The sequence below is a fragment of the Clostridium polyendosporum genome (assembly GCF_018332455.1).
In the GTDB taxonomy this organism is placed as follows: Bacteria; Bacillota; Clostridia; order Clostridiales; family Clostridiaceae; genus Clostridium_AY; species Clostridium_AY polyendosporum.
The window spans coordinates 1-19206 of the sequence record NZ_BOPZ01000035.1 but is presented as its reverse complement, the minus strand read 5'-3'; the positions used below and the strand labels follow the sequence as shown (position 1 = coordinate 19206).

The 19206-nt window shown below is 32.2% G+C and carries 12 protein-coding genes and 1 riboswitch; of the genes, 10 read left to right on the top strand and 2 right to left on the bottom strand.

Annotated elements, in window-relative coordinates:
* The first annotated feature begins 17 nt into the window (after positions 1–17).
* From CPJCM30710_RS15385 to CPJCM30710_RS15365, 5 genes are all read left to right on the top strand, one after another.
* A complete protein-coding gene (locus tag CPJCM30710_RS15385) occupies positions 18–3419 on the top strand; it encodes a glycoside hydrolase family 32 protein (protein WP_212905052.1) in 3402 nt (1133 codons plus the stop codon).
* Positions 3420–3858: 439 nt separating this feature from the next.
* Positions 3859–4899: a LacI family DNA-binding transcriptional regulator gene (locus CPJCM30710_RS15380; protein WP_212905051.1), complete on the top strand. Its 1041-nt coding sequence runs from the start codon at positions 3859–3861 to the stop codon at positions 4897–4899.
* A gap of 463 nt (positions 4900–5362) precedes the next feature.
* Positions 5363–6775 carry a glycoside hydrolase family 1 protein gene (locus CPJCM30710_RS15375; protein ID WP_212905050.1) on the top strand — a complete coding sequence of 471 codons (1413 nt, stop codon included), beginning with the start codon at positions 5363–5365 and terminating at the stop codon, positions 6773–6775.
* Between the two features lie 228 nt (positions 6776–7003).
* The gene (locus CPJCM30710_RS15370; protein ID WP_212905049.1) at positions 7004–7996 is read left to right on the top strand and encodes an NADH:flavin oxidoreductase; all 993 of its coding nucleotides are present in this window, start codon (positions 7004–7006) and stop codon (positions 7994–7996) included.
* A 345-nt stretch (positions 7997–8341) separates the two neighbouring features.
* Positions 8342–9286, top strand: a complete 945-nt coding sequence (locus CPJCM30710_RS15365) for a M15 family metallopeptidase (RefSeq protein WP_212905048.1) — start codon at positions 8342–8344, stop codon at positions 9284–9286.
* 92 nt (positions 9287–9378) lie between these two features.
* On the opposite strand, the gene CPJCM30710_RS15360 is transcribed toward CPJCM30710_RS15365, so the two are convergent.
* Complete coding sequence (locus tag CPJCM30710_RS15360; protein WP_212905047.1) at positions 9379–10737, bottom strand: PFL family protein; 1359 nt, start codon at positions 10735–10737, stop codon at positions 9379–9381.
* A gap of 59 nt (positions 10738–10796) precedes the next feature.
* Positions 10797–11066 (bottom strand): ACT domain-containing protein, encoded by a 270-nt coding sequence (locus tag CPJCM30710_RS15355; RefSeq protein WP_212905046.1) that lies wholly within the window; start codon positions 11064–11066, stop codon positions 10797–10799.
* Positions 11067–11244: 178 nt separating this feature from the next.
* A riboswitch (glycine riboswitch) is annotated at positions 11245–11335 on the bottom strand.
* Positions 11336–11815: 480 nt separating this feature from the next.
* Between CPJCM30710_RS15355 and pfkB (CPJCM30710_RS15350) the strand changes: the two genes are divergently transcribed.
* From pfkB (CPJCM30710_RS15350) to CPJCM30710_RS15330, 5 genes are all read left to right on the top strand, one after another.
* Positions 11816–12727, top strand: a complete 912-nt coding sequence (pfkB, locus tag CPJCM30710_RS15350; protein WP_212905045.1) for a 1-phosphofructokinase — start codon at positions 11816–11818, stop codon at positions 12725–12727.
* A 157-nt stretch (positions 12728–12884) separates the two neighbouring features.
* Entirely contained in the window at positions 12885–14759 is a 1875-nt protein-coding gene (locus CPJCM30710_RS15345; protein ID WP_212905044.1) for a PTS fructose transporter subunit IIABC, read from the top strand.
* 474 nt (positions 14760–15233) lie between these two features.
* Positions 15234–15986, top strand: a complete 753-nt coding sequence (locus CPJCM30710_RS15340; protein ID WP_212905043.1) for a DeoR/GlpR family DNA-binding transcription regulator — start codon at positions 15234–15236, stop codon at positions 15984–15986.
* Positions 15983–16894, top strand: coding sequence for a 1-phosphofructokinase (gene pfkB / locus CPJCM30710_RS15335; RefSeq protein WP_212905042.1), 912 nt, complete (start codon positions 15983–15985; stop codon positions 16892–16894). The genes CPJCM30710_RS15340 and pfkB (CPJCM30710_RS15335) overlap by 4 nt, the downstream gene beginning before the upstream one ends.
* 178 nt (positions 16895–17072) lie before the next feature.
* On the top strand, positions 17073–18992 hold the full coding sequence (locus CPJCM30710_RS15330) for a PTS fructose transporter subunit IIABC (protein WP_212905041.1): 1920 nt from the start codon (positions 17073–17075) through the stop codon (positions 18990–18992).
* Positions 18993–19206 lie beyond the last annotated feature (214 nt).

Here is a 19206-nt window from a genome sequence, read left to right as displayed (position 1 = left end):
AGAGAAGGAGGAAAACAATGAAATCTAAGGTTATAGGAGCATTATTGCTTAGTTTATTTTTTACTAGTGCAAATTTTAATTTAGCAAACGCAGCTACTTCTAAAACATATAGAAATGAGGTATATCGACCTCAATATCACTATACGCCAGATACTGGTTGGATGAATGATCCCAATGGTATGGTGTACTATAAGGGAGAATATCATTTATTCTATCAATATTATCCCAATTCTACAGTTTGGGGACCTATGCACTGGGGGCATGCGGTAAGTAAAGATTTAGTAAACTGGACGCAGGAACCTATTTCTCTTTATCCAGATAAAAATGGAGATATTTTTTCTGGTAGTGTAGTTGTAGACTGGAATAATAGCAGTGGTTTCTTTAATGATACACCGGATAAAACTGGATTAGTTGCTTTATTTACCAATGCGTGTGGAGCTGGGGGTCAAGAACAGAGTATTGCATATAGTAAAGATAACGGAAAGACATGGACAGAATATAGTGCTAATCCAGTAATACCGAATCAAGGCACAGGTGATTTTAGAGATCCAAAGGTATCTTGGGATGATACACATAAAAAATGGGTTATGACTCTGGCAGTGCAGAATAGAGTAGAATTTTATACTTCTTCAAATTTAAAGAATTGGACTAAGTCAGGAGAATTTGGAAGGCAAGGACAAGGATCTCATGCAGGTGTTTGGGAATGCCCAGATTTATTTCAGTTACCTGTAGATGGACAGACTGGTAAGTCAAAATGGGTTTTATTGCTAAGCTTAGGAGCATCTGCAACTGTTGATTCTCCGCCAGCAGGTGGCTCGGGAATGATGTATTTCGTTGGAGATTTTGATGGCAATACCTTTACAGCTGATCCTCAATATACAGTAACCAATAATGTTGGAAATAATGACCTCGTTAAAGGATATGACTTAATGCCAGGAGACAGTGTTAGAGTTTATGATTCACAAACTGGTGGGAATAAGCTAGGAGAAGGTACAGTACCAGCTAATCAATCTTCTGTTAGTGTCCAATTAACTAAAGATTTAGGTACTAACAAAGGAAAAGCATGGATATCAGTAGTGAAAGATGGAAAGGAACAAAATAGGCAAGAGAAAGATTATGATGCCGAAAAGGCTGCAATAAATAGTGGAATAAGTGGTACAACAGAAGTACCTGCAGGTCAGGATATTACCAATGCTGGATTTGAAACAGGTAATTTAACAGGATGGACAGCAACAGGAACTGAATGGTCAAATAAGAATATAACAGATATTACTACATGGTGGGGAGGATTATTTAATCGATCAGGTAAATATCATTGTTTAGGATATATAGACCCTGCAACAGGTGGTTTAGGAGATGCTGGAACAGGTACATTGGAATCTTCTGAATTTACTTTAGGTGGAAATGGACAAATCAATTTTTTAGTTGCTGGTGGAGATGACGTAAAAAACTTGTATGTTACTTTAGAAACTGCTGATGGAAATGAATTAAGTCAATTTAAAGCATCAGGTGCAAATTCAGAATCCTATAGAAGAATAGTTTGGGATGCATCAGCATATATAGGTCAAAAACTTCGTATAAAAGTAGTAGATAAATCCACTGGTGGTTGGGGACATCTTAACGTAGATGATTTCCGTGTATATAATACAGTTCCATATCAAAATACATTAGATGTACAACCAATAAATTGGCTAGATTATGGACCGGATTTTTATGCAGGAGTTACTTGGAGTGATACAGTAAAGAGAAGTGATGTAGCTGATTCAAAATATGGAAAGTATATTCCGGATGGAAAACGTATTTTGTTAGGTTGGATGAGCAACTGGGCATATGCAAATTCTACTCCTACATCTACTTGGAGAAGTGCCATGACCATTCCAAGAGAAGCAAAACTAGTAGCTACAAATGATGGATATAAGCTTACTCAGCAGCCTGTAAGTCAACTAGAAAGTCTTCGTCAAGCTCCAATAAAAACTTTAAGTGACATAATAGTACAGTCAGGAGTAAGTAACTTACTGTCAGGTGTATCAGGAAATACACTTGAAATTACATCAGAATTTAATGTTGATAGTTCAACTGCTAGTGAATTTGGAATTAAAGTAAAAGTAGGTGGTAATCAGGAAACAACTATTGGTTATGATCCAAAAACTTCAACATTGTTTTTAGATCGTTCTAAATCTGGCGGCTTTACTTATCCTGAGTATATGCCACTAAAACAGCAGGTAGTGATGAAGCCAGTGAATGGCAAGATACAACTTCAAATTTTTGTAGATAAATCCTCAGTAGAGGTTTTTGGAAATAATGGGTTGGTTTCAATTACAGATCAAATTTTCTCCAATGATTCAAGTAAAGGGGTACAGCTATATAGTACAGGTGGAAAGACTAGCGTGAATTCTCTTAAAGTATATCCTTTAAAGTCCGCAACTTTTACCCCAAACGTAAATAAAACCCTACCTTATGACCAAAATAAAGTACCAAACAATATTATAAATGGTAACTTTGAAACAGGAAATCTTACTGGGTGGACAGCGAGTGGAAATTCACCTGAAACATTTGCAGCATCAAGTGCAAGTACTTATTGGAATGATAATCACTCTTATAATAAACAAGGTAAGTATTTCCTTTCTAGTGGTGTAAATGGAGATGATTATAGAGGGGTGTTGAAGTCTAACTACTTTAAACTTGATGGAAATGGAAAGATTAATTTCTTAGTTAGTGGAGGAAATCAAGCTGATAGACAATATGTGGCTTTAGTGAGAGGCTCCGACGACAAGGAATTATTTACTGCAACCGGTACAAATGATGAAGCATTTAGAAGAGTGGAATGGGATGCTTCTAAATATATAGGTGAGGTACTTTATATAAAAGTTGTGGACTATAATGTAGGTGATTGGTCTCATATAAATGTTGATGACATAAATGTATCTCATTTTAATACTAATCTTAAGGCCTTGAAAAGCAGTGACGGAACTTGGGGTGAAATAGGACCTTATGGAATACAAGGTTCAAGTAATTCTAATGGATTCTACATGGCTAGCCCAAATGCAAAAGATTTTACTTACGAAGCTGAAATAAGTAATTTAACTGATGCTAGTAAGACTAATACAGTAGCAGGAGGTCTTGTATTTGGAGCTGATAATGATTTGACTAAAGCTTATGTGTATAATATAGATCCAAGTAAAAATGAGATTCGTCTTTTCAACAAAAAAGATGGGAAAGATGTAGTTGCTCCAGTTAAGAAAACTTTAAGTAGAGATAAATCATATAAACTAAAGGTAGTAATTAGTGGACAAAACATAAAGGTTTATTTAGATGATGAAAAGATAATTGATGTAAACGTAACTGATTATACTGGTGGAAAAGTAGGACTTGACGTATCGAATGGATCTGCGGCTTTTCAGAATGTATATTTAAGATAAGTTATCTGTAGATAAAGTATCTTTAGGTGCAGTTTTAAGTCTAAAATAAATTACAGTAATGTGAGAGTACAAATTAAAGTAACATTTCCAATTTAGGAAGCAATAGAAAACCTGACATCTATATCTTAATAGGTGTTAGGTTTTTTTATATGATTTTTATTGAAATCCAATATAGATTGTTGTACATTATCATATGATACAGCTTCTACAATAATATAATCTGGGAAAATTATAGATTTTGTTGTTAATAGTCTGATAATATGTAAATAGATATTACGTATTAAAACTTAGACTGGTATCGATTCATGTTTGTGTTTTGACGACATGAACGTTGTCATTTAGGAGAATGATACAAGCACAAAATTAAATTATATGATTAAAATAAAAAAAAATAAAGTTTGTTTACCTAATATGCTATTACGAAGGAGGCGAATATGAAATGAATAAAGAAAAAATTACTGTGCAAGATATTGCAGATTCTTTAGGATTATCTAGAAACACAGTATCTAAGGCTCTAAATGGAAGTGAGAGCATTCCTGAAGTAACACGGAATAAAGTTATAGAAAAAGCGATTGAATTGAAATATAAACATTTTGCTTTTATGAATATCGAAGACTTAATAACAAAAAAGTCTGGTAACATTGCACTTTTAACATGTAATATGCCTAACGCTTCTCATTTTGGTTCATCATTACTAAGTGGACTTGAGAAAAAAATTAGCAATGAAGGATATAATTTATCAATTCACATTCTTCGAGAAACCGAAATTGAGAAACAGGTTCTTCCTAATAATTTTGATGTACAGAACGTAGATGGCATAATATGTATAGAATTATTTAATAAGGACTATACTCAATTAATTAGTAACTTAGAAATACCTACAATTTTTATAGATTCTACGTCGGATATATTTTATCCAGAAATAAATGCTGATATTATCTTAATGGAAAATGAACACAGTACTTATCTAGTTACAAAAAAATTAATAGATAAGGGTCATACTAAAATAGGTTTCGTTGGTGACTACAATCACTGTAAAAGCTTTAATGAAAGATGGGTTGGATTTAATAAGGCATTGTTTAATGCTAAGTTATCTGTCGATTTATCATTGTGTATAGTTGAGGATGATAGATTTCCATATACAGACTACGAATGGATGAAAGATCAATTAGATCATATGAAAAAATTACCCTCAGCGTTTGTTTGTGCTAATGATTTTATTGCAATAAGTGTAATGAAGGCTTTAAGAGATAAAAATATAAAAATTCCAGATGAAATTGCCATTTGTGGCTTCGACGATTCTTACGAGTCACGTGTTATTGATCCACAACTTACAACGGTTCATATATTCAATAATGAAATGGGAATAATGGCAGCCGAAATGCTATTGTCAAGGTTGAAAAACCCATCAAAGCCTTTTCAAATAACTCATGTGAAAACCGAGGTGTTATTTAGAAATTCTACAGGTGATATTAAATAGCTCGACTTTCGCGTATGAACTTTAAGGTGGAGTGTTCTAAGTAAAATAGAGACATATGGAATGTACGATTTTCTCTAAGTTTCTTGGTATTTCATATTATATATTTTTTGCTTACTAATATTTAAAGTGATTAAATATTAGTAAGCAAATTTGTATAAATACTTTACCGTAAAAAGATGCTCTTAAAATTAGCAGATAGTTTTTAACTTTTGGAAATAGTCCTTTTTGTATTCTTTAGATGATTTATAAGGGTGAATTAGATATTAAGTTATCACTATTAAAATCTTCATAATTAAGTTTTATGGATAACACATCACATAACAGTTACCATAAGACTTTTAATCACTAGAACTGTGTTAATACAGTCTAACTTTTTCATAATTGAAAAGGGTTTCTTAAGTCCTATATAATTAAGGAGACATCTAATAAAACTTATAACGGTAGTATAAAAGGGGGAGTACAAATGTATCATAAGAAACTTAAGCCATTTCCAAAGGAATTTTTATGGGGGGCATCAACATCAGCTTATCAAGTAGAAGGTGCTTGGGATGAAGATGGAAAAGGTCTTTCAGTAATGGATATGGGTAAACACCCAGAAGGTGTTACAGATTTTAAAGTAACTAGTGATCATTATCATAGATATAAAGAAGATATTGCTTTATTAGCAGAAATGGGCTTTAAAGTATATCGTTTTTCTATTGCTTGGACAAGAATTTTCCCAGAAGGGACAGGTGAAATTAACCAAAAGGGTGTTGATTTCTATAATAACTTAATTAATGAGCTAATTAAATATAATATAGAACCTGTTGTAACAATGTATCATTTTGATCTACCTTATGCGTTACACTTAAAAGGTGGTTGGAGAAATAGAGAAACTATTGATGCATTTGAAAATTATGCTAAGGCTTTATTTGAGTTATTTGGTGATAGGATAAAGTATTGGCTAACTATTAGTGAGCAAAATATGATGGTTTTACATGGTTCAGCTATTGGTCTTGTTAATTCAAACTCACAAAATCCAGAAAAAGAATTATATCAACAAAATCACCATATGTTATTAGCACAAGCAAAAGCCATGAAATTATGTCATGCAATGTGTCCAGACGCTAAGATTGGTCCAGCACCAAATATTTCAGCTATTTATCCGGCTAGTTCAAAGCCAGAGGATATAATAGCTGCTAGTAACTGGTCATCAATTCGTAACTGGTTATACTTGGATATGGCTGTATTTGGACGCTATAATAGTGTCGCATGGAGTTATTTTGAGGAAAAAGGATATGCGCCAACTGTTGAAGATGGTGACATGGAGATTTTAGCAAGTGCTAAACCAGATTTTATTGCCTTTAACTATTATTCAACAGCAACAGTAGCCGCAAGTAATAATGATGATTCTGATAGAAGCGCTACTGGAGATCAACAAATCGTAGTTGGTGAGGCTGGAGTTTATCGTGGAGCTTCCAATCCAAATCTGGAAAAGACTGAATTTGGGTGGGAAATCGATCCTATTGGCTTCCGTAACACATTACGTGAATTAAATGAAAGATATAATCTACCATTATTAGTAACTGAAAATGGATTAGGTGCTTTTGATAAATTAGAAGAAGGCGACGTTATTAATGATGATTATCGTATCGATTTCTTACGTAAACATATAGAACAAGCACAATTAGCTATTACAGATGGTGTTAAGTTAATGGGATATTGTCCATGGTCAGCAATTGACCTTGTTAGTACTCATCAAGGTTTTGCTAAACGTTATGGTTTTGTTTATGTAGATCGTGATGAATTTGATTTAAAAGACTTACGTCGTATCAGAAAGAAAAGTTTTTACTGGTATAAAAATGTAATTTCAACTAATGGAGAAGACTTAAAATAATACCAGTATCATATACTGTAAAATAAAACTAATCATGTATTACCCACTCAGTTTTGACGAGATGACAACAAATAAATAAAATATATTTAGTTAAGAGAAACCTGATGATATGATTTAATCATAAACAAAGGGTTTCTCTTATTATATTAGTATATCTATATATTCAGTATATTTTATCTATTATAAACAAATAGTAATTTTATTGTAAACATTGAGGAGGGGTTATTTATGTCTTATTTACTTGAACCATTACAGGTGGGAACGTTAAGGTTGTCTAACAGGTTAGTTATGCCACCTATGGCGACTGCCAAGTCTGAATCTGATGGGGAAGTGAGTCAAGCAATTCTTGACTATTATATGGAAAAATCTGAGGGGGGATACATAGCACTCATCATTATTGAGCATAGTTTTATTAAACAAGAAGGAAAAGCTAGTGAACAGCAACTTTCCATTTCAAATGATAGCGTGGTTAAAGACTTACGAGAGTTGGCAGATGTTATTCACCGCAATGGTTCTAAGGCTATAATGCAAATTAATCATGCAGGAAGTGCAACTACTGAGGAGATTATCGGAACAACTCCAGTAGGACCTTCAGCAGTGGCCAATCCTCGTAAAGGCAACGTACCACATGAACTTACTGATGAGGAAATAGAGGATATTATCGATGCTTTTTGTAATGCTGCACGTCGTGTTAAAGAAGCTGGTTTTGATGGCGTAGAAATTCATTCTGCACATGGTTATCTTTTAAACCAATTCTTTTCTCCATTGACCAATAAGCGCGCAGATGAGTATGGTGGAGATGTACACAATCGTATTCGTATTCATCTTAAGATTATTAAAGCAGTACGAACAGTAGTGGGTGAAGGTTTCCCAATTCTTTTGAGACTAGGTGCTTCAGATTATATGTCTGGTGGAACAACTATTGAGGACAGTAAGATTGCAGCCAGAGAATTTGAAAAAGCTGGTGTAAACATTCTTGATATTTCCGGTGGTTTTTTAGGATATACTATACCAGGTTCTACTGAGCAAGGTTATTTTGCACCACTTACTGAGGCTATTAAAAAGGTAGTATCTATCCCAGTAATTTTAACTGGTGGAATTACAGAAGTTCAGGCCGCTGAGCAGTTGCTAGCTGAAGGGAAAGCAGACCTTATTGGTGTAGGCAGAGCGATATTTAAAGATTCAAAATGGGCACAGAAAGCTATGGAAAGTCTTCGTTAATGCACTTTGAGGCTAGATTAAAATAGTACAATAAATAATTTTATCAAAGATTCAGAAAAGGTTGTACAATCAAATATTTAGATATATTATAAAAAGCCGCTTATTTAGCGGCTTTTTTGTCTAAATGCTAGTGGTTATATGATAGAGGAATGGCTTCAAAGTAATATTTGTAGATGTACAAGTTGTAAGAAAACAATGGAGGCTTTAAACGTAGTATTATCAAAAAAATAAATTATTTAATATGCATATAACTCTACGATTTCTCTCACTATTTTAATATTAACCTTTATTTTATTAATTTTGTGAAGTAAAGAACTAGTTAGCTTAGGAAGGATAGTAACGATTATGGTAAAACGTAAGATAAAAGTATTGCTTATAAACTTAATAGTATTTATACTGTGTGCTAAAAATATACCTGTTCAAGCTATAAATGTTATTTTAGTTGAACCCAGTGCTAATTTCTATGAGGCAACGATGAAGAGAGATATTTTGTGTTTAATGATTGCATATCAAGGATACATTACCGATATAGAGCGAACTAAAGAAGGTTTTGTATACATAATAATGAAATCAGGAAAGCGTATTATTTATGATGATAAAAAAGTGAAGGAAATTAAAGAGAAGGTACAGAATCCAGATCTCCAGGATATGATGGAACAAGTTTATCCACTTTTTAATATTACAAAATTAATGCCAAGTGATTTTAATCCAGGGCGTATTAGGGTATATGATTTTTTTAACGAAGTTTACGGAGGATCAGAACAGCAAGTAGTTAGTAATCTTACTAACGTAAAAATTGGGTATAAGAGTCATCTTTTTAATAGCAACAACAAGGCATCAGAGGCTTTGCAGTCAGCAACGCAAGAACTTATACCAGTTACAGAAAAGAGTTCATTTATATATTCTTTTGTATTTCCTATAAGTGGTACCTTTAATTATCGTACTATTCATGGTACTGATAGATTAAGTGCGCATGCTTATGGAATTGCTATTGATCTTGCATATGATAAAAATGATTATTGGAATTGGACTTCTAGGAAAGAAGGAGAGAAAAGGCTAGCTTTATACCCAAAGGAAATTATACGAATTTTTGAAAAGAATAATTTTATTTGGGGAGGTAAATGGGGACTTTTTGATATACTACATTTTGAGTATCGACCGGAGCTAATATTAAAATCACGATATTTTGAAAATCAATCTTATGATATAAAGAAATGGTATTCAGGGATGCCATTAGATAATGCTGTTGTAGAAGATTATATTAGACTAATTGAGGAAAAACTTAATTAAATAGCAAACTTCCTTATAAAAAAGAATCCCTCACCTCTATAGGTAGAGGGAGGGTTCAATAACTGCTTTTTTCAAATATATGTACTTATTAATTAGTTCTTAAAGCTGTGAACTGGTGCAGGAACTCTTCCGCCACGATTAATAAAATCAGCGCTTGAGAACTTACTTACAGCCATGATTGGAGCTGTACCAAGTAAACCACCGAACTCAACTTCTTCACCTAAAGTTTTGCCGTAAACAGGAATTATTCTTACACCTGTAGTTTTATTGTTTATAACTCCGATTGCAGCTTCATCTGCAATAATTGCAGATATTGTTTCAGCAGGAGTATCACCAGGTATTGCAACCATGTCAAGTCCTACAGAACATACGCATGTCATAGCTTCTAATTTTTCTAGGCTTAATGCACCAGATTTTACTGCATTTATCATTCCTTCATCTTCACTTACAGGGATAAATGCACCACTAAGTCCTCCAACATGTTGAGCTGCCATAATACCACCTTTTTTAACAGCATCATTTAAAAGTGCTAAAGCAGCAGTAGTTCCATGACAACCAGCCATTTCAAGACCCATTTCTTCAAAAATTCTTCCAACGCTGTCGCCTATAGCTGGAGTTGGTGCAAGAGATAAATCTACTATACCAAAAGGTACACCAAGTCTAGCTGAAGCTTCATTAGCTATAAGCTGACCAACTCTTGTGATCTTAAATGATGTTTTCTTTATAGTTTCTGCTAAAACATCAAAGCTTTGTCCTCTTACATTTTCAAGAGCAGACTTAACAACTCCAGGACCACTTATTCCAACGCTTACTACACATTCAGCTTCACCTACTCCATGGAATGCTCCTGCCATAAATGGATTATCATCTACTGCATTAGCAAATACTACAAGCTTAGCGCAGCCTATACTTTCGTTATCTTTTGTTAGATAAGCTGCCTTCTTTATGATGTGTCCCATATCACGAACAGCATCCATGTTTATTCCTGATTTTGTACATCCAACATTTACAGAAGAACAAACTTTGTTAGTTACAGCTAAGGCTTCAGGTATTGAGTTAATAAGTATTCTATCTCCCTTTGAATATCCTTTTTGAACAAGAGCTGAATAACCTCCGATAAAGTTAATACCTACAGTTTCAGCAGCTTTATCTAATACTCTAGCAAACTCTACGTAGTCAGTATCAGTACTTGCTTGAGCGATTAATGACATAGGAGTAACAGAAACTCTTTTATTTATTATAGGAATTCCATATTGAGTTTCAATGTCTTGACCTACTTTAACAAGATTTTCAGCATATCTAGTGATTTTATCATAGATTTTTGTTCTAGCTTTCTTTCCGTCAGTATCACAGCAATCTAATAATGATATACCCATTGTGATAGTTCTTATATCTAATTTTTCTTTTTCAATCATTGTGATTGTTTCCATTATATTTTGAAAGTTTATCATATCGTACTCATCTCCAATTTATATTTTTCTATATCTAAATTAAGTATTTTTTACTTTACCTATATTTTATGCATTGAGTTGAATATATCCTCATGTTGAATTTTAATAGAAACTTCTAATTCATTACTAATACCTTCAAGTTCAGTTTTTAATTCTTTAAAGTCTATTTGCATAGAACTTAAATCTATAAACATAATCATAACAAAATAATCTTCAATAAGAGTTTGGTTTATATCTAGGATATTTACGCTGTTTTCCTTAAATATAGTAGTTACCCTTTGAATAATTCCTATCTTATCTTTTCCAATTACAGTAACAAATGCTTTCATCTTATTTATCTCTCCTTTAAAATAATTTTTTTATCAAATATATTATTCCCAAAAAGAAAAAAGAGACTAAATTAAAATTTAGTCTCTGGAGATTAGGATTTTAAAGTTATAGAGAAGAGTTATCACTTGGTTACCATAAAGTAAATAAAGTAAGTAATTTTATCTCTAGAACTAATATTTAAAATCCCCTGTCCTTTTACCTGAGAGTTTCACCAATTTTTTGGCTTTCCCCTTCGGTGCTCTTTTTGAGTCTCTCCAGAGGCTCGTCCAATAACGGTTTAATTAAACTAAACATCCCGCTATCTTCTACCGAACGTATGAAATTATTTGTAATTATATCATACGTTTTTTTATAATTCAATAATATTTAATAAAAAATGTTGAGAAAATGATTTTTTTATTTTAAATATCTTACATTGAAATTTGGCTGGGTTATTTAATAAGGTTATTTGGTCAAATGGTTACGTCCCACTTTAAAATTTGGAGAATTTTTGTCACATTGAGTTGAAAAATGTCTTGCGTGTTTAATGTCATTATGAATGTTTATGAATAAAATTGACTGGAGGTTTGAAATTTTTTGAATGTTTTTGAATTAAAATGATTGATTTTTGATTATTTTAATATTATAATGTTTACATAAGGGAAGTTTAGTAAATAAAAGATTAAAGATAGGCTATAATATTATTAATTTAGAAATACAAAATTATTAAAAATTCGACAAAAAATATGGTAAAGGTTGTGACAAAGAAATGATTTATACTATAACTTTTAATCCTTCAATAGATTATGTTATTAAAGTTGAAAATTTTAAGCCAGGTGCAGTAAATAGAGTAGTTAGTGAACAAAAGTATCCTGGTGGAAAAGGTATAAATGTATCAAGAGTTCTAAATAATTTTGAAGTAAAAAATAAAGCTTTAGGATTTATTGGCGGATTTACAGGACAATTTATAAAAGATTCACTACAAAGTGAAGGGATTTATACTGACTTTATAGAGGTAAGTGAAGATACAAGAATAAATGTTAAACTAAACTCTAATGAAGAAACAGAAATAAATGGAGCTGGTCCTACTATAAAGGAAGAAGATTTAAACAAATTATTTGAAAAAATAGAAGCTTTAACTTCTGACGATTATCTAGTGCTAGCAGGAAATGTTCAAAAGTCATTGCCAGTAAACATATATTCATTAATTCAAGAGAAATGTGCTTCAAAAAAAGTTAAAGTTGTAGTTGATACTACAGGGGAAGCCTTAACTTCAACATTAAAGTACAATCCACTTTTAATTAAGCCTAATAACCATGAGTTAAGCGAAATATTTAATGTGGAAATAACGAATAGAGAAGAAATAATTCACTATGCACAAAGATTAAGAGAAATGGGAGCACAAAATGTAATTATTTCAATGGCAGGTGAAGGGGCTTTATTAATATGTAATGAAGGTGTTTATCATGCATCAGCACCTAAGGGTACAGTAAAGAATTCAGTAGGAGCAGGAGATTCACTTATAGCTGGATTTTTAGCAAAGTATTCTCAAACTTCAAATATTGTTGAAGCTTTTCAATGGGGAGCAGCATCAGGAAGCGCTACAGCTTTTTCAATGGATTTATGTGAAAAAGAATATGTGGAAGAGCTAATAACTCAGGTAAATATAACTAAGTTATAAAATTAGCTATATTAGTTTAATTGGGATTAAGATTGTATAAGTATAATTAAATATATAATTTATAACAACAAGTATAAAATATATCTTTCATTTTATGTAGTTAAGTAAGATTATTTAACTAATGATGTAAAAAATTTGTTATTGTGAGGGAGAGGAAATGAAAATCACTGAACTTTTAAAGAAAGACACCATAATTATAGATTTAAAATCTAAATCAAAGCCTGAAGTAATTAATGAATTAGTAGACAAGCTTTATGGTGCTGGTAGACTAAATGATAAAGAAGAATATAAGAAGGCCATAATAAAAAGAGAAGAACAGTTTTCTACAGGTATAGGTGATGGGATAGCTATTCCTCATGCTAAAACTGCAGCAGTTAAGACTCCAGCTTTAGCATTTGGACGTTCAAAAGAAGGAATAGATTATGATTCCCTAGATGGTAATAACGCTCATATATTCTTCATGATAGCTGCTAGTGAAGGAGCTCATAATGATCACCTAGATACATTATCAAGATTATCTAGTATGCTTATAAATGAGGCTTTTAGAAATAAACTTATGAGTGCAGCTTCAATAGAGGAAATTTTAAGCTTAATTGATGCTGAAGAAAGTGCTTATTTAAAAGCACAAGAATCAGAAGAAGAAGTAGCACAGGAAGATGTACAAGAAGTACAAGAATCTAAAGGATTAGTACTTGCAGTAACAGCATGCCCTACAGGTATAGCACATACTTACATGGCAGCAGATGCTTTAAAGAATAAAGCAAAAGAAATGGGAGTAAATATTAAAGTAGAAACTAATGGTTCTACAGGAGTAAAGAATAAGTTAACGGAACAAGATATAGAAAATGCTTCAGCAATAATAGTTGCTGCAGATAAGCAAGTTGAAATGGCTAGATTTGAAGGTAAGAAGGTTATTCAAGTTCCTGTTGTTCAAGGAATAAAGAAATCTGAGGAACTTATAACTAGAGCATTAAATGGAGATGCTCCTGTATATAATCATAGCGGAAATGATACTAATACTTCAGAAGCTAAAAATGAAAGAAGTGGTTTTTACAAACATCTTATGAGTGGTGTTTCAAATATGCTTCCTTTTGTTGTAGGTGGAGGGGTATTAATAGCTCTATCATATTTGTTTGGAATTAATTCTACTAATCCATTTGCACAATTACTACATAGTATAGGAAAGGAAAATGCTTTTGCTCTTATGATACCTGTACTTGCAGGATTTATAGGTATGAGTATAGCAGACAGACCAGGTTTTGCACCAGCAATGGTTGGTGGACTAATTGCAGCTAATAACGGAGCAGGATTCTTAGGTGGACTAATTGCAGGTTTCCTAGGTGGATACGTAGTTTTATTAGTGAAAAAAGCATTTGCTAAGTTACCAGCTGCTTTTGAAGGCATAAAGCCAGTTCTATTATATCCACTATTAGGTATTTTCTTAACTGGAGCAATAATGTATCTTATCGTTATAGGACCTGTAAGTGCATTAAATTTAGGGTTGCAAAATTGGTTAGGTTCTATGGGAACAGCTAATAAAGTTTTTCTTGGTTTATTACTAGGTGGAATGATGACTATAGATATGGGTGGTCCAATAAATAAAGCTGCCTTTACATTTGGAATTGCTATGATTGACGCAGGGAACTTTGCACCTCATGCAGCTGTTATGGCAGGGGGAATGTCTGCACCATTAGGAATTGCTTTAGCTACGACTTTATTTAAAAATAAATTTGATGATAGAGCAAAGGAAACAGGTAAGACTTGTTACATTATGGGACTATGTTTTATCACAGAAGGAGCTATACCATTTGCAGCAGCAGATCCTGGTAGAGTAATACCTTCAGCAGTTATAGGGTCAGCAGTTGCAGGAGCACTTTCAATGGCATTTAATATAGGATTACCTGCACCTCATGGTGGTATATTTGTAGTTCCTATAGTTAATGGAAATCCACTACTTTATATCTTATCAATATTAATTGGAGCTGTTGTAACAGCAATGGTATTGGGATTACTTAAAAAACCAGTAAAATAAAAAAAATTACTTATTTTGATAGTTTTAATTTTAATAGTTATTTATATATGATTAATTAAAGGACAAGCAGGGTGAAAAACTTACTTTGCTTGTCTTTTATTTATTGTGATTTCATAAAATTAAGTCTGACTAAAATTGAGCAGGCTTGATGATTGCTTTTAATTTCATGAAATGAAATCTAGGTAAAAGTGAGTTGATTCGATAACCATTCATTTTTATTCTACGGAAAATTGCATTAAGTTCATTCTATAGATAATTTAGTATATTTTTATTTATAAGTATGGGTAACTTATTATTAAAGTTGTTTATCTATATATAGCCTAGATAGGATTATATAAATAGTATAAAAACCAACTATGGTTGACTTTGATTGATACCAAAAAATATTTGCGTATTTTTGAAAAAAAGTGATTGTTTTTTAAATGTTTTAATATTATAATGTTTACATAAGGTAAGTTAAGTAGGTGTTAAGGAGTGTTAACAGAAGAAAGACACAATTTAATATTAAAGTTACTTGAAAAAAAGGGAATTGCAAAAATTAGCGAGCTTATGGACATTACTAGTACATCAGAATCTACTATAAGGCGCGATCTTACCTTCTTAGAAAGTATTAATGTATTAAAAAGAATACATGGTGGGGCGACCCTACCAAAGAGAAGGTTTACAGAGCCTAGTTATAACGAAAAAGAAGATCAGAATGTAGAAGAAAAAAAAGCAATAGCTAAATTTGCAGCAGAACTTATAGAAGAAGGAGATAGTATCTACTTAGATGGAGGTACATCTACATTCGAAATAATTCAATATATAAAAAAACAGAATATAGTAGTAGTAACAAATGGATTAAAGCATATAAATGCTTTAATGCAACAAAATATAAATGGATATATTTTAGGAGGAAAAGTCAAAAACTCAACAAAGACTGTTATAGGAGCAGATGCTCTGAAGAGTCTCCAAAAGTTTAGATTTGATAAATGTTTTATTGGTGTAAACGGTGTCCATATGGAATTTGGGTTTACTACTCCAGATTCAGAAGAAGCAATACTAAAAGAAAATGCCATAAAACATTCACGGCAAACTTATGTTTTAGCTGATGAAAGCAAGTTTGGAGAAGTTAGCTTTGTAAAAATAGCAGATTTAAAAGAGGCTGTAATCATTACTGATTCAAAAATAGAAGATTATGAAGGATACAGCAAAAAAACTATAGTAAAGGTTGTGACAAAGGAATGATCTATACTGTAACTTTTAATCCATCAATAGATTATGTTATTAATGTTGAGGATTTTAGATCAGGAACAGTTAATAGGGTGGTTAGTGAAGAAAAATACCCTGGAGGAAAAGGTATAAATGTATCTAGAGTCTTAAATAATTTGGGAGTAAAAAATAAAGCGTTAGGATTTATTGCAGGTTTTACAGGAAAATTTATAAAAGACTCATTACAATCTGAAGGTGTTGATACTGATTTTATAGAGCTAAGTGGAGATACAAGAATAAATGTTAAATTAAAGTCTAATGAAGAAACTGAAATAAATGGGGCTGGTCCTGACATAAATGAAAAGAATTTAAATAAACTATTTGAAAAAATAGAGATTCTAAATTCTGATGATTATCTAGTACTAGCAGGAAATGTTCAAAAATCATTACCAACAAATATATACTCATTAATTCAACAAAAATGTATTTCTAGAAAAGTTAAAGTTGTAGTTGATACAACAGGAGAAGCTTTAACATCAACACTAAAGTATAATCCGTTTTTAATTAAACCTAATAATCACGAACTAAGTGAAATATTTAATGTAGAAATAACTAATAGAGAAGAAATAATTCACTATGCACAAAGATTAAGAGAAATGGGAGCACAAAACGTAATCATTTCAATGGCAGGTGAAGGAGCTCTACTGATATGTAATGAAGGCGTTTACCATGCAACAGCACCTAAGGGTACAGTCAAAAATTCAGTAGGAGCAGGAGATTCACTTATAGCTGGGTTTTTAGCAAAATATTCTCAGACTCTAAATATTATTGAAGCTTTTAAATGGGGAGCGGCGTCAGGAAGTGCTACAGCTTTTTCAATGGATTTATGTAAAAAAGAATATGTAGAAGAATTGCTATCCCAAATAAATGTAACAAAAATATAAATTAACATTAGGCGGTTATTAGATAATAGGTATCATAAATTTATTTCAACTTAAAAATAAAAAGTTTATATGAAAAGTTAGTATCTAACAATTAGTAATTATGTAAATATATCTTCAGATGTATTTACTAAATTTAATACAAAAAATGTAAACCTTTTAAAGAATAAGGAGGAGAAAAATGAAGATTACTGAACTATTAAAGAAAGATACCATAATTATAGATCTAAAGTCTAAATCAAAACCTGAGGTAATTAATGAATTAGTAAATAAGCTAAATACTGCAGGCAGATTAAATGACAAAGAAGAGTATAAAAAAGCTATATTAAAGAGAGAAGAACAGTTTTCAACAGGTATAGGTGATGGAATAGCAATTCCTCATGCTAAGACTGCTGCTGTTAAAATCCCAGCATTAGCTTTTGGGCGTTCTAAGGCAGGAATAGATTATGATTCTTTAGATGGCAATAATGCACACATATTCTTTATGATAGCTGCTAGTGAAGGAGCACATAATGATCATTTAGATACATTATCAAGATTATCTAGCATGCTTATGAATGAAGAGTTTAGAAAAAAACTTATGGATGCTAAAACAGCAGAAGACATTCTAACTTTAATTGATAAGGAAGAACAATCTTATTTAGCAGCACAAGAAGTAGAAAATGAAGAAATAAAAGAAGAAGTAAAAGAAGAAAAAGGTTTAGTATTAGCAGTAACAGCATGCCCTACTGGTATAGCACATACTTATATGGCAGCAGATGCGTTAAAAAATAAAGCAAAAGAAATGGGCGTAGGTATTAAGGTAGAAACTTGTGGTTCTACAGGTGTAAAAAATAGACTGAAAGATGAAGATATAGCAAAAGCTTCTGCAATAATAGTTGCTGCAGATAAGCAAGTTGAAATGGCTAGATTTGAAGGTAAAAAGGTTATTCAGGTTCCTGTTGTTCAAGGAATAAAGAAATCTGAAGAACTTATAAATAGAGCTGTAAAGGGAGATGCACCTGTTTATCATCACAGTGGAAATAGTGATAAAGATTCAACAGATAAAGGTGGAAGAACAGGCTTTTACAAACATCTTATGAGTGGTGTTTCAAATATGCTTCCTTTTGTTGTAGGTGGAGGTATATTAATAGCAATATGTTTTATGTTTGGAATTAAAGCTTTTGATCCAAACGACCCATCATTTAATCCAGTAGCTAAGTTATTGATGGATATCGGTGGTGGTAATGCGTTTTTCTTAATGATACCAGTTCTTGCAGGATTTATAGGAATGAGTATAGCTGATAGACCAGGTTTTGCTCCAGCTATGGTAGGTGGTTTAATAGCTGCAAATAATGGAGCAGGTTTCCTAGGTGGATTAATTGCAGGTTTCCTTGGCGGTTATGTTGTAGTTATGCTTAAAAAGGCATTTGATAAGCTTCCTCAATCAGTAGAAGGTATAAAGCCAGTACTTTTATATCCTCTATTTGGAATATTGATCACTGGTGCAATAATGTTCCTTCTTGTAGTAAATCCAGTTAAAGCAATAAATCTTGGTTTACAAAATTGGTTAAGTTCAATGGGTACAGCTAACAAAGTTTTACTTGGCTTAGTTTTAGGTGGAATGATGGCTGTTGATATGGGTGGTCCAATAAATAAAGCTGCATTTACTTTTGGTATTGCAATGATTAGTGCAGGAAACTACTACCCACATGCTGCTATCATGGCAGGTGGAATGGTACCACCACTTGGAATTGCTATTGCAACTACTATATTCAGAAATAGATTCACAAAACAAGAAAGAGAATCAGGTATAACAAATTATATAATGGGAGCAAGCTTTATAACAGAGGGTGCTATACCATTTGCAGCAGCGGATCCTGGTAGAGTAATACCTTCAGCAATTGTAGGTTCAGCAGTTGCAGGAGCGCTTACTATGGCGTTTAATGTAACATTACCTGCTCCTCATGGTGGATTATTCGTAATTTTTATTACTAATCATCCATGGTTATATCTTTTAGCAATACTTATAGGATCTGTTGTAACAGCATTAATGTTAGGAATACTTAAAAAACCAGTAGAAGCAGAAGACAGAGCAAAATTAGTATTAGAAACTAAATAAAATTTAGTAGGTATCGAGCCTATGGAATTTAAGCCAGACTTCACTTGATGAAATGGCAGTAGATAAAAGTAAAAAAAAGTAGCTTCATTTTGAAGCTACTTTTTTCAGACTGCTGACAAAGTGTCAGCAGTCTTTGTTTTTACTGAATTATGAAGTAAAATTAAAAGTATAGAATTTTATTTCATAGGAGTTATTCAAATGATACGAGAAAGAA

Coding starts and splice junctions, on each gene's coding strand:
- pfkB (WP_212905045.1), top strand. CDS start 11,816: ATGATTTATACTATAACTTTTAATCCTTCAATAGATTATGTTATTAAA.
- CPJCM30710_RS15385 (WP_212905052.1), top strand. CDS start 18: ATGAAATCTAAGGTTATAGGAGCATTATTGCTTAGTTTATTTTTTACT.
- CPJCM30710_RS15360 (WP_212905047.1), bottom strand. CDS start 10,737: ATGATAAACTTTCAAAATATAATGGAAACAATCACAATGATTGAAAAA.
- CPJCM30710_RS15330 (WP_212905041.1), top strand. CDS start 17,073: ATGAAGATTACTGAACTATTAAAGAAAGATACCATAATTATAGATCTA.
- CPJCM30710_RS15345 (WP_212905044.1), top strand. CDS start 12,885: ATGAAAATCACTGAACTTTTAAAGAAAGACACCATAATTATAGATTTA.
- CPJCM30710_RS15370 (WP_212905049.1), top strand. CDS start 7,004: ATGTCTTATTTACTTGAACCATTACAGGTGGGAACGTTAAGGTTGTCT.
- CPJCM30710_RS15380 (WP_212905051.1), top strand. CDS start 3,859: ATGAATAAAGAAAAAATTACTGTGCAAGATATTGCAGATTCTTTAGGA.
- CPJCM30710_RS15355 (WP_212905046.1), bottom strand. CDS start 11,066: ATGAAAGCATTTGTTACTGTAATTGGAAAAGATAAGATAGGAATTATT.
- CPJCM30710_RS15365 (WP_212905048.1), top strand. CDS start 8,342: ATGGTAAAACGTAAGATAAAAGTATTGCTTATAAACTTAATAGTATTT.
- pfkB (WP_212905042.1), top strand. CDS start 15,983: ATGATCTATACTGTAACTTTTAATCCATCAATAGATTATGTTATTAAT.
- CPJCM30710_RS15375 (WP_212905050.1), top strand. CDS start 5,363: ATGTATCATAAGAAACTTAAGCCATTTCCAAAGGAATTTTTATGGGGG.